Source organism: Streptomyces sp. NBC_01384 (assembly GCF_045040035.1).
Lineage (GTDB): Bacteria > Actinomycetota > Actinomycetes > Streptomycetales > Streptomycetaceae > Streptomyces.
In genome coordinates, this window is the sequence record NZ_CP109559.1 from 7,553,859 (window position 1) to 7,576,708 (window position 22,850).

The following is a 22,850-nucleotide window of genomic DNA, read 5'->3' on the forward strand; positions in this document are numbered from 1 at the left end:
GTCGTCGACAGGCTGGCCTCGGCATCCAGATCCACGTCGAGAACGACGTGTTCCTTCGGGCACTGGGAGCGGAGTCCGCTTGACTCACCCGCCTTGGGCCCCGCCGCAGTCGCCGGACGGGGCCCAAGGCGCTGTCGAGGGGCGCGTCGAGAACCAATATTCTCAGCGGTGCAAGTGCCGGGCGGCTTCCTCGTCCCAGTCGATGTGGTCACCCTCCGTCCCGGCGGGTACCAGCTGAAACGTGCCGACCAGCCAGTCACGGACCGGCGCCACGTCGGCCTCCAGGACCGCCGGGCTGCGCCGGACGTCCAGGTGGATGCCCAGGGTGACCCGCCGGCCGCACCGGCAGGGGGGCCGTAGCCATACGTCCCCCTCGCCCGCAGGCCGCCGCAGGCCATCCGCCAGCAACTCCCGTGCGAGCACCCACGTAGTGGCGTCACCGAAACCGTGGGAGAAGTCGATGGTGACGGCGAAGGGGTCGGCGGGGTCGTAGTGGAAGCGGGTCCGCACCGGCAGCACGGCACCCCGGCCGATGAACTGTCGAAGCGTCAGGAAGAGGTCGGGATATGGACTCATGGAGTTGACGGTCATGGAAGCCTCCTCGGGAAAGAACGCGCCGGGTGATGGCGTGGAATGTGGATGAAGGGGATGTGAGAAAACGGCCTGCGTCGGGAGGGGAGGTGCGCATCAGACGGCCGTCAGTCAGACATCGGCAAGCATTCCTTCGCGTAGCCGCGCGAGCGTGCGGGCGAGAAGGCGGGAGATGTGCATCTGTGAAAGGCCGAGTTCGGCGCCGATCTCGGACTGCGTCATGGCGGCGCAGAAACGCAGAAAGAGTATCGCCCGTTCACGGTCGGGGAGTTTCCGCACCAACGACCGCAAGGCGATAAGGTTCTCGACTCCTTCCATGGCTGGGTCCAGAGCCCCGATGCGCTCCTGCAACGCGACTCGCGCATCGCTGTCGTCCTGAATCTGCGCATCCAAGGAGTACGCGGCATACGCATGGCTCGCCAGCTCCCCCTTCCGGATCTCCCGCTCCTCGATGCCGATATGAGCCGCGAGCTCAGCCGCGCTGGGGGCTCGGCCGTTCATCCGGATCAGTTCCTCGTGGGCAGTGATCATCCGCAACCGCAGGTCACGGACACGGCGGGGGACCCGAACCGCCCAGGTGGTGTCCCGGAGGTAGTGCTGGATCTCCCCCCGGACCGTGGGGACGGCGAACGTCGCGAATTCCACGGCACGTTGAGGGTCGAATCTGTCGACGGCCTTGATCAGGCCGACGGTCCCCACTTGGAGGAGGTCATCGTAGGGGACGCCGCGGGAGCGAAACCGTGCGGCGGTGAAGTGCACAAGAGCCATGTTGAGTTCGACCAGAGAATTACGGACGCGGCGGTGTTCGGGAGTGCCGCGCTCCAGGGCGGCCAGGCGATGGAACAGCGTCCTGGACGTCGCTCGGGCCTTCACCGGGGAAAGCCGCCGCCCCTCGTTCCCTGTTGCTGCGGAAAGATGACTCATCGTGCGTCTCCTGGACAGTGGGTGCTGACCGGCACACACAGGAGTGGGTGCCGACGGAACCACGATGGATGAACGAGCCCGGCCATGACTTGCGTCAGTCGACTGCACATCCCAACGGCCCGCTCCGGAGAAGACAAACCCCGGGCAGCCGCAGTCGCTCGACGGATACTCCCGGCCGGTTCCGTCGGCCGATGATGGCACCGCCCACACTTCTGGAAGGCTGGAAAATGTTTGCTCGTCATATCCGCGCGCATTGGCAGGGGTTCGTACTCGGCCTGGTGGCCGTGGTCACCGCCGCCCTGCTCCCCCTGGCCGCCGGGTCCCCGGCCTCGGCCGCACCGCCCCAGCACCGCTCCGGGACCGCCGCGCCCGACTCCCCGTCAGTCTCCGGGGACCCCGCGAATCCGCGGCCGCCTCGGGGCTTCACCAGTCACATGGCCGACGTCAACGGCATCCGTATGCACTACGTGATGGGCGGCCACGGGCCCACGCTCGTCCTGCTGCACGGCTACCCCGAGACCTGGTACGAGTGGCACCAGGTCATGCCGGTGCTCGGCGAGCACTACACGGTGATCGCTCCCGACCTGCGTGGTTCCGGTGCCAGCAGTGCGCCGGCCACCGGTTACGACAAGAAGACCCTCGCGGCCGATGTCCACGCCCTCCTGGTGAGCCTCCACCGCGCCGAGTACGTCAACCTGGTCGGCCATGACATCGGCACGATGGTCGCCTACGCCTACGCGGCGGACTACCGCGGAACCGTCAGCCACCTAGCTCTGACCGAGGCCCCGATACCGGACTCCATCGTCTACACCTACCCGTCGCTGACCTCCAATGGTCCCGGCTTCTGGAATTTCGGATTCTTCTCCCTGACCAACGGCCTGCCGGAAGCCACTATTCACGGCCATGAGAAGAAGTGGGTCGCCGGGTTCATGGACTGGCTGACCGTCAACAAGGCGGCCGAGGACCCGCGTGATGTCGCCGTGTACGCCGCCGCCCTGCGCGATCCGGCCCATCTCAAGGCCAGCTTCGAGTACTTCCGCGCCTTCCACACGGACAACGTCGACGTCGCCGCTCAAGGCCGCACCAAGCTCACCGTCCCGGTCCTGGCGCTCGGAGGCGCGGGCAGTCTGGGCAACTCGGTGGCCGATCAGGTCCGGCACTACGCCACGAATGTCACCGGCGCGGTGATCGCCGGCTCCGGACACTGGATCTGGGAAGAGCAGCCGCAGCGGACCACCGCGTCGCTGCTGTCGTTCCTCGCACGCTGACCAACGGTTTTGAGTACCGCTGCTCACGCCTCCGTACGGGAGGCAGCCGCGGTGATCGCCGGGCAGGCCGCCTCCGACGGCCGGCCCGGCTCGGTCGGGACAGGACACCAGGTGACCATTTCCGGCAAGGTGCTCGACGCGCGGATACGCGCGCACGGGCTGTCACCTGGTTCGGCCAGAGTCACCATCGCGCAAGTCAGCACGCCATGCCAGCACGTTCCACGAACCAGTGGTTCTCGGCAGGAGCAGCCAGCGAGACGCTCTCGACAGTGACCACTTCCAGATTCCGCTGAAGACGAGGGCTGTCCCGACGTGCTGCGCGAGCGACGTCACCGATCCGACACGGACTTGGCATGGTCATGTCTCTGCGGTGGTGTAACCGCATTGGGGGCTTTCCCCGAGGCCGGTTAGTTAGCGTTTCTGCAGGTCACGCAAGGGGTGTCGACGGGTTCTTGACGTGGAGCAACGGAGCTCGTTGGTACAGGCAGTCGTCCAAGACAGCTTGTCCCGCGAGGAGCTCCGTTGCCTGTTCATTGTGTCTCGCCGTCGGAGCTGACGGACATCACCCGTACGGTGACTGTGGCCGCGGACCGGTTCGCTCCCGGACATCTGGGAGAACTGACGCCGATCATGCCGTTCGAGCTGGTCGACGCGATCTTGTCCGAGACCATGACCGTGCAGCGGCGGTTGCGCGATCTGCCCTCGCGGGTCGGCGTCTACTTCCTCCTGGCGATGTGCCTGTTCCCCGAGATCGGCTACCGGCTGGTCTGGGTCAAGCTGACCGCCGGTCTGTGGGGGATGCCGGTCGTCTGCCCGAGTACGAAAGCGCTACGTGATCTGCGCCGCAGGCTCGGCAGCGCGCCGGTGCGGGCGTTGTTCGAGGTGCTGGCCGGGCCGTTGGCCCGGCCGACCACATCGGGGGTACGGTTCGGCCCGTATCGGACGGTGTCGTTCGACGGCTGCAGCTCGATCAAGGTGCCTGACAGCGAGCGCAACCGGGGCTGGCTGGGGCGGTGCCCGCACGGCGGCTATCCCCAGGTCGAGCTGATGACACTGGTCGAGACTGGCACCCGGGCCGTGATCAGAGCAGTCTTCAGCCCCACCCGGAGGTGCACCGATGGCAGCAGCTTCGAGGGCTCCTACCGTCTGGCAACCACGCTGCTGGACGTCCGTGTGAACGATCACGTAATTCGTGATCGCTCACAGTCCGCCGTCACCCCGCCGACCGCCTTGTGCACCTGTATCACGAGTGCTGGGAGCACGAGAGCGCCTACTACGCCTTGCGTCACACCATCCTTGACGGACGTGTCCTGCGCTCGCACGACCCGGTCGGCGTCGAGCAGGGGATGTGGGCCCTGCTCACCCTCTACCAGCTCCTGCGCCGCACCATGATCGAGGCGGCGGAGTCCAGGCCGGGCACCGATCCCGACCGGTGCGGCTTCACCGTCGTTCTCCAAACTGCCCGCGACCTGCTGGTATGTGCGGAAGGAGTCTTCAAGCAGGGTATCGGAGAGATCGGCCGTTCGAGTGATGGCGTCCCGCGTGATGGTGTAGGCGATCACCGTGTGGGTGTGCGCGGGCGGGTGCCCGGGGCGTGCATCCGGTGACGGCTTCCGCTCCCTGCGCATAGGGCAGGCCACCGTGCAAATCTCCCTGGTGAACGGCCAGTTCAACCCGGGAGGTGCCCGATGGCCTTGTCCCAGTCTGACCTACAACGCCTGCTGGAGTCACTACGCACGGCGGACGGGATCGAGCTCGTCCGCAACGTCGCCGAGCGCATGCTGCAAGAGCTGATCGAGGCCGAGCTCAGCGGCCGGATCAGCGCTCAGTGGAACGAGCACACCCAGGACCGCACCGGCTACCGCAACGGTCATCGCGACAAGACCCTCGCCACCCAGGCCGGCGATCTGGACCTGGCGATACCGAAGCTGCGCAGCGGCAGCTTCTTCCCCAGCCTGCTGGAACGGCGCCGCCGCATCGACCAGGCCCTGTATGCGGTCATCATGGAGGCGTACGTGCACGGGGTGTCCACCCGCTCGGTCGACGACCTGGTCAAGGCGCTTGGCGCGGACAGCGGCATCTCCAAGAGTGAGGTCTCTCGGATCTGCGGTGACCTGGACGAACAGCTCACCATCTTCCGCGGCCGGCCCCTGGACCACAGTCGCTTCCCCTACCTCTACCTGGACGCCACCTACTGCAAGGTGCGCGTCAACCACCGGATCGTCTCCCAGGCCGTGGTCATCGCCACCGGCATCACCGAGGACGGCGGCCGTGAGGTGCTGGGCGATGGGGGTCCCCCCGCTCGAGCGAAGTCGAGAGTGGGGGAGGTCGGGGACAGCGAGACCGAGGCGTTCTGGAGCGAGTTCCTGCGCTCCTTGCGCGAACGCGGCCTGGGCGGGGTCCGTCTGGTCATCTCCGACAGTCACAGCGGCCTGGTGGCCGCGATCCGCAAGGTCATGCTCGGCGCCGCCTGGCAGCGTTGTCGTGTTCACTTCCTGAGGAATGTGTTCTCCGTGATACCCAAGGGATCCGGGGAAATGGTCGCTGCGACCATCCGCACCATCTTCGCCCAGCCCACTGCCGAATCCGTCTACCACCAGCTCGATGCAGTGGCCGACATGCTCGGACGGCAGTTCCCCAAGGTGAGGACGATGCTCCTGGAGGCCAAGGAGGACCTGACCGCCTTCGCCGCCTTCCCCATCTCCCACTGGAAGAAGATCCAGTCCTCAGATCCCCTGGAACGGATCAACCGCGAGATCAAGCGCCGCACCGACGTCGTGCAGGTCTTCCCCAACCCGGCAGCGCTCGAACGGCTGGTCACCGCCGTGCTCAGCGAGATGCACGACGAATGGATCGCCTTCCCCCGCCGCTACCTGTCCGAAGGCAGCATGACGGCCATCTACGCCGCCGAACACGCCGACCACACCACCCATGCACTCCCCAACACCCTGAACGCTACGGACGATTGATCGCCTACACCATCACAGGGGACGTGACCGAAACGCGCGGGAGAACTACTGGCTGGCACGGCCCGCCGGTATCCCAACATGTTCGCCCACTGGCGGTTCGGCCTCAGACCTGATGGCTGGGCAACGGGAGCCGTGTGAGTCGAGAGGCTCCCGCACGGTTCTGCGAGCGGCGGCGGGTGAGATTCCCGCCGCCGACTCACCTCGTTGTGCTTGTCAATGGTGAACGCGACGATGCCAAGGCCCTGCGCGAAGAGATCGCTCGGGTGCTCGAACCGTTGGGGCTCCGGCTGTCACCAGAGAAGACCCAGGTCGTGCACATGAGCGAGGGTTCGGGTTCTTGGGGTTCCACATCCAGTGGCGCCGCAAGCCAGGCACGAAGGATAAATAGCACGTCTATACCTTCATCGCTGCCCGGCCAGTCCGGCAGTTGAAGGACAAGATCCGTGACCTGACCCCCAGAACGTCACAAGCCAACCCCAGGGACCTACTGATCAGGATCAACCAGATCCTGAACGGCTGGGCCAACTACTTCAAACACGCGGTGGCCAAGCACACCTTCAGGATGCTGGCGAACGTCGTCTGGCGACGGGTCGTCAAGTGGCTGATGGTACGGCACCGATGGAAGTGGAAGGACGTCCGCCGTTGGTTGACCACCCCCTCCGGGCGGTGGAACCCCATCACGGCAGACGGGATCGAGCTGTTCGACCTGGCGCGGGTTCCCGTCACCCGATACCGCCACCGAGGCAGCAAGATTCCCAGTCCCTGGCGTTGACCTGCAAGAACAGAGCCTGACGGCAGATTCCGTGGAGAGCCCGTTGCGGTGTGAGCCGCACGGCGGGTTCGGAGAGCGGCCTGAGGAAACGGACCGGGAGCAATCCCGGCACCGCGCCTCGGGTCGACTCACCGGAAGGGATGTCACCGGGCGGGTTGGATTCGGTGGGCGCCGCGTTGTTCTGCGCGCCGCCGGCCGACGAGGACGACGGCGAGCTTGAGGCGGGAGAGCTCTTGGTAGCCGACGAGCCGGATCCCGAACAGCCCGCCGTCACCGCCGCGACAAGCGCCAGGCCCACTGCCCTCCACTATGGAGCCCTCGGACCGGACGGTCGTACCGTCGACGCTAGGAGCGGGCCGGTTAACGCCCTGCTCGCCGACGGTTAGACGACGGCAAAAGGTGCAGCGTGCGTGGTCGGGGCCGCCTGGCGGGCCGCACGATGAGGACATGAGACTGCGCGTGGTGCGAGTCGCCGTCGTCGCCCTGGTCGCCGTCGTCCTCCTCGCCGTCCCCCCGGCCCTGGCCATCCGCTCGTCCCTGTACGCCGACCAGCGCGACACTCTCGAGCGGGCCGCCCTGGCCGGGGCCGTCCGCGTGAGCCCGGACTACGTGACCGGCGACCCCGTTGAAGTGCCCGCACCCCCGGCCGGCGGGCACCTCGGCCTGTACGACCCCCAGGCGCGGTTGCGCGGTGGCAGCGGACCCGCGACCGCTGACTCTCCCGTCCACCGGGCCCTCGGCGGTGCGGCCGTCCGGACGCGTTCGGGCGGTGACCTGGTCGTCGCCGTGCCCGTCTCGCACGCCGAGCAGGTAATCGGTGTCGTACGGGCGTCTTCCCCGGTCGCTGCCGTACGCGACCGGGTGTTTCTGACCTGGGCGGCTCTGCTGGGCGTGGCCGTGGTCGCGCTGGCCGTCGCCGTTCTCGTCGCCCGCCGTCAGGCACGAGCCCTGGCCGCGCCGCTGGAGGACCTCTCCCGGCACTGCCGGGCCGTCGCTGAAGGACACCTCAATGCCCGGGCGGCCCTCAGCAGCATCGCCGAGATCGACCAGGTCGCCCGCACCCACAACGAGATGCTGCACAGCCTGTTCGAACTCCTGCGACACGAACGGGACTTCACGGCCAACGCCTCCCATCAGCTAGGTACGCCCCTGGCCGGTCTTCAGCTCACGCTGGAGTCCGGTCTGGAGCAGGACGACGACGCCCGGCTGCGCCCCGTCCTCGCCGAAGCGCTCGTGACCACCCGCCGGTTGCACGACACGGTGGAAGAGGTCCTGCGCCTGTCCTGATCGACAGCGCCCTCATTGGATCTGCACCCAACCGCGTTCCAGCGCGGTGTCGTAGCGCAGGTACTGGGCCTTGTTACGGAGGTAGCCGCCGGCGTCATCGATGCCCTTGCGTCGCTTCTTCGTCCCCGTTGCAGGGCGGTGTCGGCTGTCCGCTGAAGTGTTGAGTGCCGTTCAAGATGAGCCTGGGGTTGCGGTTGCCATTCAGGATGAGCATGTGGTGTGACGAAACTGTCCTGCCGGTGGGTCCGGCAGGGCAGTTGGTGTTCACGGTGTCACTGGGATGCTCATCGTGCCGTTCGTGTGGTGGTCATTCCTGGGTGACTTCGGCGACGGCGGCGCGGGCGGCGACTTCGTCGACGATGGATTTGTTGTCGGCGTAGGCCGACAGCAGGGACTGGACGGCGAGGTTGTTGACGGCGCGGGGGTAGCCGCGGGCGGTAACGTGGATGCTCGCCGCCACCGGCGCGTCCCAGGTCGACATCGTCGGCCACTCCCTTTGCCGGGTCTCGCGGCATGCCGCGTGCTGCGCCTGCACGGACGCAGGTGTCGCACGCGGCCGAACGTCGAGCGTCAAGCGGAGGGCGCCGAGGCGGGGGCGTACTCGAACCAGTCGAAGGCGACCGCGCCCTCGGTGGCGTACATGCCGATAACACGGCCGGTGAAGCCGCAGGCGACCTCGGTGGACAGGTAGCGCCCGTCCAGTTCGACGAGTAGCTGGGCGTCCAAAGCGTCGGGATCGCCGAGCCAGAAGGCGACGGTGTCAGGGCCGGTGGTCCCGCCATCGGTGAGTTCGGGCGACGCGGGCACAAGGTCGGACGTCCGGATAGCGACGGTGAGGGTCAGCGGCCCGGACGGGACCGGTCGGCTGGCCACGGTCTGGCGCAGCGGACCGATCCGGGCGACGACGCTGGCCTCTCCGTTCCCGACCTCCAGTTCGTAGTGGTGGGCTTCGTCCAGGCGCACGCAGAGGCCGCCGCGTCCCGTACCCGGGTCGATCGCAGCGGTGACGCGGCAGTCGTGGTGTTGCTGGCGGCGGCCGACGAAGGTGTACCCGGGGCGGTCGAGGGTGGCGCCGGTGGCGCTGAGGGCCAGCCAGCCAGGGCGCTTGGTGAGCGACCAGGAGCCCTCCGGGCGGGTGAACGGTGAGACCCACTGCGGCGCGAGAGCGGACTCGTCGAAGTCGTCGCGGGCGGGCAGGGCCGGAACGGGGTGCCAGGCACCGCCCGGGGCCGCGTGGCTCTCGGGAACGGGCGCGACGACGGGCCAGCCGTCCTCGTCCCACTCCACGGGGGTCAGGAACGTCTCGCGGCCGAGTACGTGCACGTCGGGCGTGAAGCCGCGGGGCCGGACGCCGAGCAGCACCATCCACCAACTGCCGTCGGGAGCCTCCACCAGGTCGGCGTGGCCGGTGTTCTGGATGGAGCGGGCGGTACCGCTGTGGGACAGCAGGGGGTTGGCGGGTGCGCCTTCCCAGGGACCACGCGGCGAGCGGCCGCGGGCGATGGACACGCTGTGGCCGCGTTCGGTGCCGCCTTCCGCGATCAGCAGGTACCACCAGTCGCCGATGCGGTAGAGGTGCGGCGCCTCGGGGAACTTGAGGCCGCTGCCCGACCACGTGGCGAAGGGCCCCTCCAGCACCTCCCCCTTGACCGGGTCGATGCTGGCCATGTTGATGCCGCCTTCGGGCCCGGAGAAGGCGCACCAGCAGGTGCCGTCCTCCTCCCACGCCAGATCGGGGTCGATCCCGTGCAGGTCGATCCACACCGGGTCGCTCCACGGCCCCTCGGGCCGCTCGGCCGAGACGACGAAGTTGCCGCCGCCGTCGATATTGGTGTTGATGACCCAGTAACGGCCGTCGTGGTGGCGGATCGTGGGGGCGTAGAGGCCGCCGGACGCCTTGGCGCCGGGGAGAGGCAGCGGCAGTTGCTCGGGCCGGTCGAGCACGTTGCCGAGCTGCTCCCAGTGCACGAGGTCCTTGCTGTGGAAGAGCGGCAGCCCGGGGAAGTACTCGAAGCTGGAGCACACCAGGTAGTAGTCGTCACCGACCCGGCACACGCTCGGATCGGGGTGGAACCCGCTGATCACAGGGTTGTCGTACGTACGCACAGAATCTGTTCCTTTCGGGCCGCCGGGCGCCGTGGAGCGAGTCCAAGGGGTGCCGTAACTGCTGGTCACGGGTGAGATGATCATGTCATGGCTGGTTTGATCACGGCGTCGGAACCGTCCTGGACCGCCCCGTTCACCGGGTTGAGTCCGCGTCAGTTCGGAAAGCTGATCACCGCGCTGCTGCAGGAGGGGGCGGACCCGGTGCGCAAGGGGCCCCGTGGAGGGTGGTGCCGTCGGCCTGCGCCTCCAAGCGGTGCACGATGCCGTCGAGGGGCAGTTCGCCGCGCGCAACGCGATTGGCGTAGCGCCCCACCGTCGCACCGAAGTAGCGGGCCCCGCCCAGCAGTTGGGCCGGGTCGCGGGGGCTGAGCACGACATCGGCGGACGCGCCGTCCCGGTCGGGGGCGTGCAGGGCGTGCAGGTCGGCACCGAGGTTCAGGACCTCGGCGTGGACTCCCCCGGTCGCTGGCCCGAAGGTCCAGCGACTCACTCGTCGCCCGTCCGGTACCGGCGACCCGGTCGGGGTCGACGCGCTCCAGCCGGCGGACGGCGTCCACGGCCCGGACCGCGTCGGTGAGCAATCGGCGGTAGTAGTAGGTGCGCGGCGAGCTGATGCCTCGGGTCATCACGCCGGGGACCTCCGGCCCGGTCGGGCCGGAGTCGGGGGTCGCGCCCCGGCTCCAGCCCGAGCCCTGCCCGCGCGTGTCCATCTGGAGGTGGGCGTACGTTCGGTCTGGCTGCTGTGGTAGCGCCGCAGCTCGGCCTCGGGCAGGTCGGTGTACACGCGCGGCCTCTCGTTGCGTCAGCGGCACTCGACGGTGACGACGGGGTGCAGCCTGCGGGTGTGGTCGACCTCCCGGACCGGGCCGGTCAGGCGCAGCGGGACCGTGATGCGGTGGTCGGTGCTGCTGGCGGAGATCCGCAGCTCCAGCTCGCCGGGTTCCACGATGCGACGGCCCCCGCGGCCGGTGAAGGAGGCCAGATCCGCGGGCAGTTCCAGGAGGACTCGGCAGACTTCCCCGGTTTCGAGCGGGAGGCGCCGGTAGCCGACGAGGCGCTGCACCGGCTGGACCACGGAGGCCACCGGGTCGTGCAGGTAGAACTGCACCACCTCGCAGCCGGAGCGTTCGCCGGTGTTGCGGACCTCGAAGGCGATCCGGAAGCTGCCGTCGGTGCCGGTCTCCGCGACGCTGACGTCGAGCGCGGACCACTCGAATTCCGTGTAGCCGAGCCCATGCCCGAACCCGTAGGCCGCGCTGGTACTGGTGCTGGACACGTCGCTGTCCTGGGCCAGCCGGGCGGCCAGGTAGGTGGAGGGCTGGACACCCTTGTGCCGCGGCACACTCACGGGCAACCGTCCGGAGGGGTTCACCCGCCCGCTGAGCACGCCGGCGATCGCCTCGGTGCCCGCCTCCCCGGGGAAGAAGGACTGCACGATCGCCGCTGCCTCCGTGTCGGCGCGACCCAGTGCGTAAGGGCGGCCCGCCAGCATGACGAGCACCACGGGCGCGCCGGCATCCAGCAGGACGTCGAGCAACTGCTGCTGCACGCCGGGCAGTTGCATCGATTCGGCGTCACATCCCTCGCCGCTGGTGCCGCGGCCGAACAGGCCGGCGCGGTCCCCCAGGGCGAGCACCACGACGTCGGCCATGCGGGCCGCCGCGACCGCCTCGGCGAAGCCGGCCGTGCTGTCGCCGTCGACCGTCGCACCGGGCGCGGAGAAGATCTCGGCGTCGGGGAACTCGGCCGCCAAGGTCTCGCGCAGCGTGGGCAGTGCGATGCCGGTCGGGACCTCGGGGTGTTGCGAGCCGACGTGCACGGGGAAGGAGTAGCAGCCCAGCACGGCCGTCGGGGTGTCGGCGTTGGGGCCGATCAGCGCGATCCGGCGGGGGCGGCCGAGCGGCAGCGTGCCGTCGTTGCGCAGCAGCACGACGGCCTGCTCCGCCAGCTCGCGCGCCAGCCGCCGGTTGGCCGGGGGGTCCAGGTCGACGCTGCCGCGCAGCGCCTCGGGAACGGCCAGATCCGCTCCGGAGAGCGCCTGCGGAACCGGGTTCCAGTCGGGGTCGAGCAGGCCGAGCTGTGCCTTCTGGATGAGGATCCGGCGCAGGGCGCGATCGATCAGCTCCTCGGGGACGGTGCCGGCCTCGACCGCGTCGAGCAGCGGCTGTCCGAAGGTCTTGACGGTCGGCAGCTCGACGTCGACGCCGCTGGCGAGGGCGAGCCCGGCGGCCTCGTCCCAGCTTCCGGCGACGCCGTGCAGGAGCTTGAGGAAGGCGATGCCGAAGTAGTCCGCGACCACCGTCCCGTCGAAGCCCCAGGTGTCCCGGAGCAGACCGGTGAGCAGTTCCTGGTCGGCGGCCGAGGGGATGCCATCGGTGTCGGTGTAGGCGTGCATGACCGAGCGCGGTCGGCCCTCGCGTAGCGCCATCTCGAACGGGGGAAGGATGACGTCGGCGCGCTCGCGGGCGCCCATGGTGACCGGTGCGAGGTTGCGGCCGGCCCGCGAGGCGGAGTAGCCGGCGAAGTGCTTGAGCGTGGCGACGATCCCGGCGGTCTCCAGGCCCTGCACGTAGGCGGTGGCGATGGTGCCGACCAGATATGGGTCCTCGCCGATGGTCTCCTCGACGCGGCCCCAGCGGGCGTCGCGCACTACGTCGAGCACGGGGGCGAGGCCCTGGTGGACGCCGACGGAGCGCATGTCGGTCCCGATGGCGGTGGCCATGGTGCGCACCAGCTCGGGGTTGAAGGCCGCTCCCCAGGACAGCGGGACCGGGTAGGCGGTCGCCCCCCAGGCCGCGAACCCGGCCAGGCACTCCTCGTGGGCGATCGCGGGTATGCCGAAGCGGTTGGCGGCGACGATGCGTTGCTGGGAGCGGGCGAGCGAGAGCGCACCGACGGCGGCGTCCACGGGAACGGTGCCGAAGGGCCGAGTCAGCTGGCCCAGACCGTGCGGCAGCAGCTCGTCCAGGTCCGGCGGCTCCTCCATCTCGTGCTGGTGCGGGGCGACCTCGCCGCCCTCGTCGGAGGCGCCCACCCAGACGCCGACCAACTGCGCTGTCTTCTCCCGCAGGGTCATCGCCGCGATCAGAGCGTTGGCCCTGATCGCGGGGTCGAGCGAGACGTCCTGCCACACAGGGGCGGCGAGCTCGACGGTGGGGTTCTTGTTGCCGGTCACTTTCCTCCGACCCCCATGAGCCCCTGCACCAGGGCGCGGCGGGCGAACAGGTAGACGATGAAGATGGGGAGCATGGACAGCACCACGGCGCTGAGCAGTCCGGGGACGTCGACGCCGTGTTCGGTCTGGAAGTTGTACAGACCGAGGGTGATCACCTTGGTCGAGTCCGACTGGGTGAGGATCAGCGGGAAGAGGAAGCCGTTCCAGGCCTGGAGGGCCGAGAAGACGACGATGGAGGAGAGTCCGCCCTTCGACAGCGGCAGGACCAGTTGCCTGAAGACCCGCCACGGGGAGGCTCCGTCCATCGCCATGGCTTCGTACAGTTCGGGGGTGATGTCGCGCATCGCCCCGGTCAGCACCAGGGTGCACACCGGCAGCGAGAAAGCGGCGGTGGGCAGGATGACGCCGATCAGGTGGTCATAGAGCCCGGCCTGGCTGATCACGTAGAACATCGGCACGATCACCGCCTGCGCGGGGACCGCGAGTCCCAGCAGGAAGACCCGGAACACGACGGTGATGGTCCGGCCCTGGGCGCGCACGACGGCGTAGGCGAGCGGCGGCACCACCACCAGCACGATGCCGACGACGCTGACGGTGACGATCAGGGTGTTGAGGAAGTCCTGGCCGAAGCCGTTGGAGAACGCGTTGAGGTAATTGCTCAGGGTCAGCTTCGACGGAAAGCTCAGCGGGCCCTGGGTGGAGTAGTTGGAGGTGGTGCGCAGGGTCGCGATCAGCAGCACGTAGAGCGGCAGGCCGATCAGAGCGAGCCATGTCAGGGAGCCCAGTCCGGCAAGGTAGTTGGGGCGCTGCCGCATCAGATCCCCTCCGCCGTGCTGCGCATCTTGTCGTAGCCGGAGAGCCGGACCACGGCCAGGGAGATGAGGGTGGCGACCACGACCAGGACCAGCGCGATGGCCGAGCCGGCACCGAAGTCGTAATCCTTGAAGCCCTGCTCGTACATGTAGTAGGCGCTGACCGTGGTGTCCGTGCCGGGGCCGCCCTGGGTGAGGATCAGCACCGTGTCGAAGGTGGTCAGCCCGCCGACGACCATGAGGATCATCGAGGTGATCATGGTGTTGCGCAGTTGCGGCAGGGTGATGTGGAAGAACTGCCGCACGGTACCTGCCCCGTCGATCGCCGCGGCCTGGTAGAGCACCTGCGGAACCGCGCGGGCGCCGCCCTGGTAGAGCAGCGCGTGCAGGGGGGTGAACTGCCACGTTCCGACGAAGGTCAGCACCGCGATCGAACCGGCCTGGCTGCCGAGCAGGTTGCCGTTGCCGAACAGCCAGGGAAGCTGGCCCGGGATGCCGAAGTTGGGGTCGAGCAGGGCGCGCCACAGCACCGAGACCGCGGTCGCCGAGAGCAGCAGGGGGACGAAGAAGATCGCGGACAGCACGGCCCGGTTGCGCTGGGGGCCGGCCGCCCAGACGCCCAGCAGGATGCTGATGGGCGTCTGCGTCACGACCCCGAGCACGGTGAGCACGAGGGTGAGCCAGATGCTCTGGGTCATCACCGGGTCGTGGATCAGCTTGGTCCAGTTCGCCAGGCCGTTGAAGTGCGGCGAGGTGAGGCCGTCCCAGCTGGTGAAGGACAGCACCGCGACCAGCACCAGCGGGAGGATCGCGAACAGCAGGAAGAAGACGGTCGCGGGTACCGCCCAGGCGAAGCCCGGGCGGGTCACCCCGACGCCGGCCCGGCGCGCCTTGGGGCGGCGGCCGGACACGGCTGCGAGAGAAGGTGAGCTCATCAGTCCTACTCAGGAGGTGGACAGCGACTGCATCGCCTGGATGAAGCCGTTGGCGTCGATCTTGCCGTCGACGAACTCCTGAACGGCCCTGTGGAGCAGCGTCGCCACCGCCTGCGGGTAGGCCTGGTCCCAGGACAGCTGGAACGACGGGGCCGCCTTGACCAGGTTGAACTGGAACTTCGAGTAGTCCGGGCTGGCCGAGGTGGACAGGAAGTTGCCGGTGTTCGTGGTGGTCGGCAGGTTGCCGATGCCGAGCTGGGCCTTCACGAACTCGTCGGAGTACATGAGCTTGAGGAAGGCCGCCACGGCGTCGGGGTGCTTGGTCTTCTTCAGGACGGAGTAGAAGTTGTTGGTGTTGCCGACGACGTCCTTCGGGTCGCCCTTGCCGCCGCTGACGGTCGGGAAGGCGCTGTAGCCGAGGTCGTTCTTGGCGAAGTCGGGGTTGTTGGACTGCTGGGTGGAGTACTCCCAGGAGCCCATCAGCTCAAAGGCGGCCTTGCCCTTGGCCAGCAGCGCCGGGGACCCGCCGTCGGTGAACTTCGCCGAGTCGAAGTTGCTGCCGAATGCGCCGGCGTCGCTCAGCTGCTTCAGCATGCCCAGGGCCTTCTGGCTGTCCGGGCCGGCCCACGCGCTCTTGTCACCGGCGAGCGCCTTCCGGAACAGGTCCGGACCGGCGACCCGGTCGAAGACGTACTCGAACCACATGAGTGTGGGCCACTGGTCGGCGCCGCCGAGCGCGATCGGGGTCAGGCCCTTGGCCTTGAGCACCTTGACGTCGCTGATCAGGTCGTCCCAGGTCTGCGGGACGCTCAGGCCGGCGCTCGCCAGGACCTTCTTGTTGTTGAAGAGCAGCACGGGCTGCGTGCCGCGCATCGGGACACCGTAGGACTTGCCGTCGATCACCGCGGTGTTGAACACCGAGGGGAGGAAGTTGGACTTGAGCCCCGGGTCCTTGGCGATCATGTCGTCCAGGGGGAGCAGGAGGTTGTGCTTGGCGAAGGGTGCGATGCTGCCGCCGCCCCAGTTGAAGAAGATGTCCGGGGCCTGCGGGGTGTTGATGATCGTGTTGAGCTTCTGCTGGTAGTCGGCGCCGGGGACGGTGTCCAGCACCACCTTGACCTTCGAGGTCTTGTTGAACGTATCGACGATCTGCTTCTCGACCTTGTTCGCGGCATCCCCGTAGACGAGGACGTGGATCGTCCCGGAGCCGGCGGACGCCGACGTGGAGCCGCCGCTGCACGCGGCGGTCGAACCGAGCACCAGCGCTGTCGTTGCCGCTACTGCGGCGAATCTATTCCGGGTCGCACCATTGCGAACCGTCACGCGAAGAGAACCCATCGCCTGCCACTCCGTCGAAATTTCGAAGAGATTTCCGAACAATGCGGGGAACCTAGGCGTAACATTGATCTCCGTCAAGGGTTTGGACGGTCTCGATTCGGACGTACCGGCTGAGGCCCTGACCAGCAAGCATCCGTCCCGTACAGTCGCAACGACTTCGTACTTCGCACACCAGCAGCACAGGAGGGCTCGTGACCAGGTCGGCGACACTCGCCGAAATCGCGCGCGAGGCGGGCGTGTCCACACCGACTGTTTCGAAGGTCGTCAACGGCCGCGCGGACGTCGCCCCCGACACACGGGAGCGGGTGGAGGAGCTGCTGCATCAGTACGGCTACCAGCGGCGCCGCAGCAACAGCGCCCCGTCCAGCCCATTGCTGGAGCTGGTGTTCCACGAGCTCGAGAGCGCCTGGGCGATGGAAGTCATCCGCGGGGTCGAGAACGTCGTCCGCGAAGAGGGAATGAGCGTAGTCCTGTCGGAGTCCTCGGGCCGGCTCAGCCTCGGGCAGTCCTGGATGGACGGGGTACTCGCCCGCCGCCCCACCGGCGTGGTCCTGGTGCTGTCCGGGCTCGACGAGGCCCAGCAGGCGCAGCTGACCAGTCGCGACATCCCGTTCGTGGTGATGGACCCGGCCGGGGACCCCGGTCAGCACGTTCCGGCGGTCGGGACGACCAACTGGAACGGCGGCCTCGCCGCCACCCGCCACCTGCTCGACCTGGGCCACCGACGCATCGGCATGATCGCCGGACCATGGCGGATGATGTGCAGCCGCGCCCGGATTGACGGCTATCGGGCCGCGCTGGAGATGGCCGGCGTGGCCTTCGATCCCGCGCTGATCCGCGAGGGCAACTTCTACCACGAAACCGGCTACCTGATGGGCCTGGAGCTCCTGCGCCCCAAGGACCGGCCCACCGCGATCTTCACCGGCAACGACCTGCAGGCGCTCGGCCTCTACGAGGCCGCACGGGAGTTGGGCCTGCGCATCCCGGACGATCTCAGCGTCGTCGGCTTCGATGACCTGCCCATCGCCCGCTGGGTCGGCCCACCCCTGACCACCGTCCGCCAGCCGTTGACCGAGATGGCCGAGGTCGCCACGCGCATGGTGATCGACCTCGCCCGCGGCAACCCACCGTCCGCGCCGCGCGTGGACCTGGCCACCAGCCTGGTCGAGCGCAGCAGCACAGCCCAGCCCCCGGCCACCGATTGAGTCGTCAGCACCTTCGAAATTTCGAAAGCCCGTGACGCATCGCTCCGGTCGCGTACCGCGGGCCCTGGAGCCATGCCCGCCGACCTGCCCCTACTGCCAGCTGCCAGCCACGTGAACATCGTCATCGACCTCATCCACGTGCTCGAATATGGCTGCCTCCGTAACAAGGCCCAGTACCTGCGCTACGACACCGCGCTGGAACGCGGTTGGCCCATCGCCACTGGCATCATCGAAGGAGCTTGCCGCCACCTGGTCAAGGACCGACTCGACCTCACCGGGGCCCGCTGGGGCCTGCCCGGAGCCGAAGCCGTGCTCAAGCTCCGTGCCCTACGCGCCAACGGCGACTTCGACACCTACTGGTCCTGGCACGAGAAACAGGAGTTCGCCCGCAACCACCAGGCGTGTTACCGCGACCAACGCATACTCACGCCCTGATCGGCGACACCCTCATAAGATCTGATCTGCACCCAACGGGCATCGGCCTCGCCCTCGCCCGCGAAGTACAAGTACGTCACGCAGGGCCGCATCGAGGGCGAACGGCCGGTCACGACCCCGCAGCGCTTTTCCCGGCTCCTCCTGTCCCGCCCCGAGAACCTCCGCGACAAGGACGCAGCCTTCCTGCGGGAACTCATCTCTTCCTGCCTGGAGTTGAGGGGACTCGCCCGCCTCGCGGGAGAGTTCGCCCAGCTCCTCTCCCCGGCGGAGGGCAACGATGCCAAGCTCACCGAGTGGATCGCCCAGGTCCGTGCCACTGACCTGCCCCACCTGCACTCCTTCGCCAACGGGCTGGAACTCGACCGGGGCGCCGTCGACGCCGGCCTGACTCTGCCGTACCACAACGGCCGCACCGAAGGCGTCAACACCCGCACCAAAATGATCACGAGGCAGATGCACGGGAGGGCCGGCTTTCCCCTCCTCCGCCACCGCATCCTGCTCCAATAGCCCACGTCACAGACAGCTACCACCGACTACGGGCCAGAGCCAAAATCGAGACAGGCCCTTGGAATACCCCACATTGGCGTGACCGCCATCTCGAGCACCGTTCACCGTTCACGACGGTGCGGGCATCGTCGACTCTCGCGACGACATCGGCGAGCTGTACCGGCGCTACCTGGCGCACTTCCTGGACGAGATCCGCAATGACCTCTCTGGTCGAGTCGCGCTGCCGGTCGAAGCGCTGCCCACGGACGAGACCCGCGACCTGCTTGTGCATGGCAGGTAGGCAGCTCTGTAAGTGCGCTCCCCATCTCGACGATCGACCGGCTGTGAGTTCGGGTCTGACTCAAGCATCAAGGAAGGCTGAGATCTGACATCGGACCGCATCCGGAGGTCGAGTCTGGCGCACGCACTTCGCGGCCTCCACTGGACTTCCGAATACGTTCCGAATACTATGGATCCATGACCATCGCAGCAGACCTCCCCGTGGCGACTCGGCGCTCCTCGGACCTGAGCAAGCACTCCGCCGAGGTCTTCGCCGAGGCCGAGGACCACCCCGTGACGGTGACCCGGCGCGACGGCGAGGCTCTGGTCCTGATGTCGCAGCGCGAGGCCGAGGGTCGTGCCCGCTTGCTGAACTTTGCCGCGCAGCTCATCACCGTCACCCTCGACGACCGCGGCTCGCTCGCCGAGCGGATGTCCAAGGCCTTCCCTTGGATGCTCGCGCTGTCGCCGGCCGACCGGGAGTCCTGCGCGCAGGACCTCGTCGATGCGGCGCGCGCGTCGTTCTCCACCGGTCAGCCGCACCTCGCGATCGCAGAGCTGACCTCCTGGAAGGAGACGGCCACCGCCGTCGCGGCCGGGCTCAGCAGCGGCAGCGCCGGTCTGGAGTGGCTCGACGACGATGAGACCGTGGAGCGTCCGTAGCCGTGGCGGCCGCCAGGAAGGGCGAGCTGGTTCCTCGCCCTCCGAAGAAGATCGAGTACGAGATCCGCTTCGCCACAGCCGACGCGCAGAAGGGATGGCGCGACCTCGTCGCGACGATCCGCAACCCCATGACGGAGACCTGGGACTTCCTCACGCGGACGCCACTGTCCACGACGCCGACGAACTATCGGCTCAAGGGTGAGCTCGGCGTCATCGAGCGTGGCGGCGCGACCCATGAGCGGTGGCAGCACAAACCGACTGCGAAGGGCACCGCGCGCATCTGGTTCTACGTCCACGAGCGCACGGTCTTCCTGGAGCAGGTGCACACGAGCCACCCGAACGAGACGAAGTAGGCGCGCTTCGCAGCGTCGCACATCGTCGGTGAGCGCGCATCCGATTGGGATGATCGCTGTGTGGCTGCCGCGACCGGGGACTTTGACTTCACTCGAGGGCGGCGCGGCCTTGGGGAAGGGCGACTCGATCTCCCCGATCACTCCGCGGAGGGGAAGTCTCTGCGTGAAGCGGCTTCGTCAGCTTGGAGGGCTCGCGCAGCTAGTCCAAGAAATCGTGCATGCTCGATAGAGCGAGGGCTTTCTCGTCACACTGCGAACGCCTGCTCGACGGGGTCGCTCGGGTGTGGATCCAGGTGAGTGACCGGCATCATGAGCCACGGAGCCATAGGGAGACCCTCGAGCGCCCGGTCGAGCGTCTCCCGGTCGGTCGCCTGCCACACCCCGAGGGCAGGGAGCCCGTCCGGGCGGAGCCAGAGACGGCGCAGCAGGCCCGCCGACGCAGCGTTGCCGGCAGCCACTGCCTCCTGCTGCCACTTGTCTGCGAGCTGATCCGGAGCCAGGCCATTGGTGTCGCCCAGGACGAACTCGAGAAGTACTCGCGCCAGCCGTCGCGGCGCGGCGTTGACTGCAGCGGCGACGCTCGCCAGGATCGCGAGGCCGGGGGCGACGCCGAGGTGCTGGGCGGAGGTGAGCAGCGCCGAGGCGATCTCCGGTTGTCGTGGTCCACTCCATGGACTGCGGCCTGGTCCGGGCGATGACGCCGGTCCCGAAGCCGAGGGCGATCACCAGCATCGCCGGTGCCATCCCGGTCCAGTAGTCCGTCTCGGTCGCGATCAGGGAGGACCAGACCAGCGGGCTCGCGCTGCGGCACTGGGTGAGCGCGAACGCGAGAGGAGCGTGACCGCACCCCGTGCCGCCGGTGCCGAGTACCGCTCCCACGGCCCCCAGCCGTCCGGTGTGGCGCTCCGCGTCCACGACGTGCACTGGCCTGAGAGCCTGCCTGGCGCAGGATGGCGACGATCCGGTCGACTTGCGCCTGTGACAGAGGAGGCGCGCCCTCGGCCTTGGCGGCTCCCGCCTTCCGGAGGTCTCGAGTACGACCGGAGAGGCCGGGTGGCGCGGCCATCGTGTTCGCGAGGCGCTCTGATTGTCGGCGTGCTCTACGCTCACGGTCGTGCGTGCCGAGTGTCGAACTGACCGTGGTATATCGCTGCTGTTCTCGGCTGTGTCGTCTGCTGCAGCTGATGAACCCAACAGTTGCTTCCTTCCGGCCAGGTCCATCTGCCACAGGTGCATCGGCGCCTCACGCTGCCACCGGCGGTACTTGCGCGGATGCTGCTGTTCCTGGGCGCGGACCAGGCCATTGCGGGACAGCACCCGGTGGACCGTGGCCCGCGACGGCGCCGACTCCAGCCCGCGGCCGGACAGCTCGTGGGAGATCCGGCGGGCACCCCACCGGGGATGCCGGCGGCGCAGCTCGCAGATCTCGGCCTCAACCTCGGCGGACAGGCGCGTGGGACTGTTCCGCGGCCGGCGGGAGCGATCCAGCAGACCGGGCATGCCCTCCTGCTCGAACCGCCGCCGCCAGCTGTGCAGGGTCTGGCGCGAGGTGCCGTACCGGGCCGCGACCTCACCGATCGGAGACCCGCCGAGCACTTCGCGGACAGCCCGGTAGCGGTACTCGGCCAACTGCTGTATATCCACGACTCCGACGGAAGCACCCCTGCCGCACCGGCAGTTGGGGGATAGCGGACGTTCAGCCGAACGTGTCAACCATGTCCAGAGCACAAACGGTTAAGCATCTCCTGAGACCTCACACCGACAGCCTCCTTCCTCAAGTACGAGCCGCTCTCGACTCGTCAGCCGAACGCGTCGGTTTCGCTCAGGACGACTGGTCTTCGCCTGCCCGCAGCAGCGCTGCCATGCCCACCCATGACCGACGAAGCCGGTGCCAAGCGCGGAAGCTCGGCTCGGACCCCGGGTCGATCGCAACGTCGGATTTCAGGGGAGGTGGCGATCTCAAGTACCGCAACCGAAGCATGTGAACTGAGGTGCTTCACCAACTGCGAGTTAGTGCCTATTTGTATCCCTCGGCACGCCTCTGACCAGGCATTTTGTGTGGTTGGTCGAGAGTGAGGTCAAACGGCGGCGGTGAATAGGGTTAAGAACGGCAATCGAAGCATGTCTCAGTACGTGCTGCGCAACCTGATCGCCAAGTAGGCGCTCCGGTACGGCAGTCGGGCCGCACTCCTCGTCGACGAGGAGTGCGGCCCTTCGCTTTCCCGCGGGGGTCACACCCAGCCGCGCTGCGCCGCCCGCACCCCCAGCTGGAACCGGCTCGCCGCGCCCAGCCGCTCCTGGAGCTCGCTCACCCGGCGCCGCAGCGTCCGCAGGCTCACCCCCAGGTGACGGGCGACCGCCTCGTCCTTCATCCCGGCGGCGAGCAGCCGGGTCAACGTCCGCTCGCCCTCGGTGAGTTCACCGGCGGCGACCGGCTGGCCGAGCGGCGTCGCCTGCTGCCAGGCCAGCTCGAAGAGCTTCTGCAAGGCCTCGGTGACCGCCGAGTGCCGGATGAGGACCGCGCAGTAGCCGCCCGCGTCCGCGGCGGTCAGCGGCAGCATCGCGGTACGCCGGTCGACCACCAGCAGCTTCATTGGCACGTCGGGCAACACCCGTGCCTGTTCACCGAGTTCGACCATCCGTAACGCGTGCCACAGGACGTCCGGATCCTCCAGCGCGGTGGCCGCGTAGACCGCGCGATAGGACACGCCGCGGCCCAGCAGATCGGCCTGCAGGTCCAACTGCGGGGTGCGCGGGGCGAGATAGGGCGGGCAGTCGAAGAGGCACACCTCGTGCTCGGCGCGGGCGTACAACTCCTCCAGCCGAGCGGCGTTGGCGCCCTCGCCCTCCACCACCTCGACCAGGCGCCCGGGCCGCTCGCGCAGCAGCCCCGCGTCGTACGCCGTCGACATCTCCTGCGCGGTGGCGGCCAGCAGTTCGGACTCGGTCTCGCGGCGGCGGATCAGGGCGCGGATCGCCACCCGCGGGTCGACGGCCCGCAGCCCGCCGACCGAGTCGGGCGGCTGCAACAGCCCCAGGTCCAGCAGTCGTTCGCAGCCGTCGCGGACCTGGGATCTGGAGCCGCCGGTCAGCAGCGCCCAGCCCGCCGTACCCGCGTCGGGCTGGTGCAGGACCGCCCGATAAAGCCGCTCGTCGAAGGCGGAGACCCCCACCGCGGCCCAGGGGCTCGCGGCAGGGGTCCGTCCGAGTGCCGGTTGTCCGAGTGCCGGTTCATACGCCGTGTTCGCCATG

Annotated in this window: 20 protein-coding genes and 6 pseudogenes; 12 read left to right on the top strand and 14 right to left on the bottom strand. The window is 68.4% G+C overall.

Annotation, left to right across the window (positions count from 1 at the left end; genetic code table 11):
* Positions 1-162: 162 nt before the first annotated feature.
* Together OG747_RS34375 and OG747_RS34380 are read right to left on the bottom strand one after the other, a co-directional pair.
* On the bottom strand, positions 163-591 hold the full coding sequence (locus OG747_RS34375; RefSeq protein WP_405883250.1) for an SsgA family sporulation/cell division regulator: 429 nt from the start codon (positions 589-591) through the stop codon (positions 163-165).
* 111 nt (positions 592-702) lie between these two features.
* A complete protein-coding gene (locus tag OG747_RS34380; RefSeq protein ID WP_405883251.1) occupies positions 703-1,515 on the bottom strand; it encodes a SigB/SigF/SigG family RNA polymerase sigma factor in 813 nt (270 codons plus the stop codon).
* 227 nt (positions 1,516-1,742) lie between these two features.
* Here OG747_RS34380 and OG747_RS34385 point away from each other — a divergent pair, with 227 nt between their 5' ends.
* Positions 1,743-2,783, top strand: a complete 1,041-nt coding sequence (locus tag OG747_RS34385; protein ID WP_405883252.1) for an alpha/beta fold hydrolase — start codon at positions 1,743-1,745, stop codon at positions 2,781-2,783.
* A 630-nt stretch (positions 2,784-3,413) separates the two neighbouring features.
* A pseudogene (locus OG747_RS34390) lies at positions 3,414-3,605 on the top strand (transposase domain-containing protein); the annotation flags it as partial.
* 359 nt (positions 3,606-3,964) lie between these two features.
* On the opposite strand, the gene OG747_RS34395 reads toward OG747_RS34390, so the two are convergent.
* Entirely contained in the window at positions 3,965-4,345 is a 381-nt protein-coding gene (locus tag OG747_RS34395) for a hypothetical protein (RefSeq protein ID WP_405886109.1), read from the bottom strand.
* A gap of 126 nt (positions 4,346-4,471) precedes the next feature.
* On the opposite strand from OG747_RS34395, the gene OG747_RS34400 reads away from it, so the two are divergent.
* From OG747_RS34400 to OG747_RS34415, 4 genes are all read left to right on the top strand, one after another.
* On the top strand, positions 4,472-5,752 hold the full coding sequence (locus OG747_RS34400; RefSeq protein ID WP_405883254.1) for an IS256 family transposase: 1,281 nt from the start codon (positions 4,472-4,474) through the stop codon (positions 5,750-5,752).
* Between the two features lie 427 nt (positions 5,753-6,179).
* Entirely contained in the window at positions 6,180-6,524 is a 345-nt protein-coding gene (locus OG747_RS34405) for a group II intron maturase-specific domain-containing protein (RefSeq protein WP_405883255.1), read from the top strand.
* A 164-nt stretch (positions 6,525-6,688) separates the two neighbouring features.
* Entirely contained in the window at positions 6,689-6,910 is a 222-nt protein-coding gene (locus OG747_RS34410; RefSeq protein ID WP_405883256.1) for a hypothetical protein, read from the top strand.
* 61 nt (positions 6,911-6,971) lie between these two features.
* Positions 6,972-7,811, top strand: a complete 840-nt coding sequence (locus OG747_RS34415; protein ID WP_405883257.1) for a HAMP domain-containing protein — start codon at positions 6,972-6,974, stop codon at positions 7,809-7,811.
* A gap of 307 nt (positions 7,812-8,118) precedes the next feature.
* Here the strand turns inward: OG747_RS34415 and OG747_RS34420 are convergent, their stop codons facing one another.
* The gene (locus tag OG747_RS34420; RefSeq protein WP_405883258.1) at positions 8,119-8,292 is read right to left on the bottom strand and encodes a hypothetical protein; all 174 of its coding nucleotides are present in this window, start codon (positions 8,290-8,292) and stop codon (positions 8,119-8,121) included.
* Positions 8,293-8,381: 89 nt separating this feature from the next.
* Positions 8,382-9,917 carry a glycoside hydrolase family 43 protein gene (locus OG747_RS34425; RefSeq protein WP_405883259.1) on the bottom strand — a complete coding sequence of 512 codons (1,536 nt, stop codon included), beginning with the start codon at positions 9,915-9,917 and terminating at the stop codon, positions 8,382-8,384.
* An 87-nt stretch (positions 9,918-10,004) separates the two neighbouring features.
* On the opposite strand from OG747_RS34425, the pseudogene OG747_RS34430 reads away from it, so the two are divergent.
* Positions 10,005-10,130, top strand: a pseudogene (locus OG747_RS34430) (IS5/IS1182 family transposase); the annotation flags it as partial.
* Here OG747_RS34430 and OG747_RS34435 read toward each other — a convergent pair.
* From OG747_RS34435 to OG747_RS34460, 6 genes and pseudogenes are all read right to left on the bottom strand, one after another.
* The gene (locus OG747_RS34435; protein ID WP_405883260.1) at positions 10,087-10,407 is read right to left on the bottom strand and encodes a hypothetical protein; all 321 of its coding nucleotides are present in this window, start codon (positions 10,405-10,407) and stop codon (positions 10,087-10,089) included. The pseudogene OG747_RS34430 and the gene OG747_RS34435 sit on opposite strands and share 44 nt — an antisense overlap.
* Positions 10,408-10,459: 52 nt before the next feature.
* Positions 10,460-10,627 (bottom strand): annotated as a pseudogene (locus OG747_RS34440) (acetylxylan esterase); the annotation flags it as partial.
* A 92-nt stretch (positions 10,628-10,719) separates the two neighbouring features.
* A complete protein-coding gene (locus OG747_RS34445; protein ID WP_405885837.1) occupies positions 10,720-12,993 on the bottom strand; it encodes a beta-glucosidase in 2,274 nt (757 codons plus the stop codon).
* Between the two features lie 95 nt (positions 12,994-13,088).
* Entirely contained in the window at positions 13,089-13,907 is an 819-nt protein-coding gene (locus tag OG747_RS34450) for a carbohydrate ABC transporter permease (protein ID WP_405883261.1), read from the bottom strand.
* On the bottom strand, positions 13,907-14,839 hold the full coding sequence (locus OG747_RS34455; protein ID WP_405883262.1) for a carbohydrate ABC transporter permease: 933 nt from the start codon (positions 14,837-14,839) through the stop codon (positions 13,907-13,909). Before OG747_RS34455 ends, OG747_RS34450 begins: the two co-directional genes overlap by 1 nt.
* Positions 14,840-14,848: 9 nt before the next feature.
* The gene (locus tag OG747_RS34460) at positions 14,849-16,177 is read right to left on the bottom strand and encodes an ABC transporter substrate-binding protein (protein ID WP_405883263.1); all 1,329 of its coding nucleotides are present in this window, start codon (positions 16,175-16,177) and stop codon (positions 14,849-14,851) included.
* 191 nt (positions 16,178-16,368) lie between these two features.
* Between OG747_RS34460 and OG747_RS34465 the strand changes: the two genes are divergently transcribed.
* From OG747_RS34465 to OG747_RS34485, 5 genes and pseudogenes are all read left to right on the top strand, one after another.
* Entirely contained in the window at positions 16,369-17,382 is a 1,014-nt protein-coding gene (locus tag OG747_RS34465) for a LacI family DNA-binding transcriptional regulator (protein ID WP_405883264.1), read from the top strand.
* 162 nt (positions 17,383-17,544) lie between these two features.
* A pseudogene (locus OG747_RS34470) lies at positions 17,545-17,817 on the top strand (ISKra4 family transposase); the annotation flags it as partial.
* 69 nt (positions 17,818-17,886) lie between these two features.
* A pseudogene (locus OG747_RS34475) lies at positions 17,887-18,324 on the top strand (transposase); the annotation flags it as partial.
* 456 nt (positions 18,325-18,780) lie between these two features.
* Positions 18,781-19,245: a prevent-host-death protein gene (locus OG747_RS34480; protein WP_405883265.1), complete on the top strand. Its 465-nt coding sequence runs from the start codon at positions 18,781-18,783 to the stop codon at positions 19,243-19,245.
* A 2-nt stretch (positions 19,246-19,247) separates the two neighbouring features.
* Complete coding sequence (locus OG747_RS34485) at positions 19,248-19,598, top strand: hypothetical protein (RefSeq protein ID WP_076094230.1); 351 nt, start codon at positions 19,248-19,250, stop codon at positions 19,596-19,598.
* Between the two features lie 245 nt (positions 19,599-19,843).
* Here OG747_RS34485 and OG747_RS34490 read toward each other — a convergent pair whose 3' ends face one another.
* The 3 genes and pseudogenes from OG747_RS34490 to OG747_RS34500 all read right to left on the bottom strand — a co-directional run bounded on the left by OG747_RS34490 (position 19,844) and on the right by OG747_RS34500 (position 22,849).
* On the bottom strand, positions 19,844-20,245 hold the full coding sequence (locus tag OG747_RS34490; protein ID WP_405885838.1) for a muconolactone Delta-isomerase family protein: 402 nt from the start codon (positions 20,243-20,245) through the stop codon (positions 19,844-19,846).
* A 724-nt stretch (positions 20,246-20,969) separates the two neighbouring features.
* Positions 20,970-21,326: pseudogene (locus OG747_RS34495) on the bottom strand (helix-turn-helix domain-containing protein); the annotation flags it as partial.
* A gap of 503 nt (positions 21,327-21,829) precedes the next feature.
* Positions 21,830-22,849: a LuxR C-terminal-related transcriptional regulator gene (locus OG747_RS34500; RefSeq protein WP_405883266.1), complete on the bottom strand. Its 1,020-nt coding sequence runs from the start codon at positions 22,847-22,849 to the stop codon at positions 21,830-21,832.
* Position 22,850: the final 1 nt, after the last annotated feature.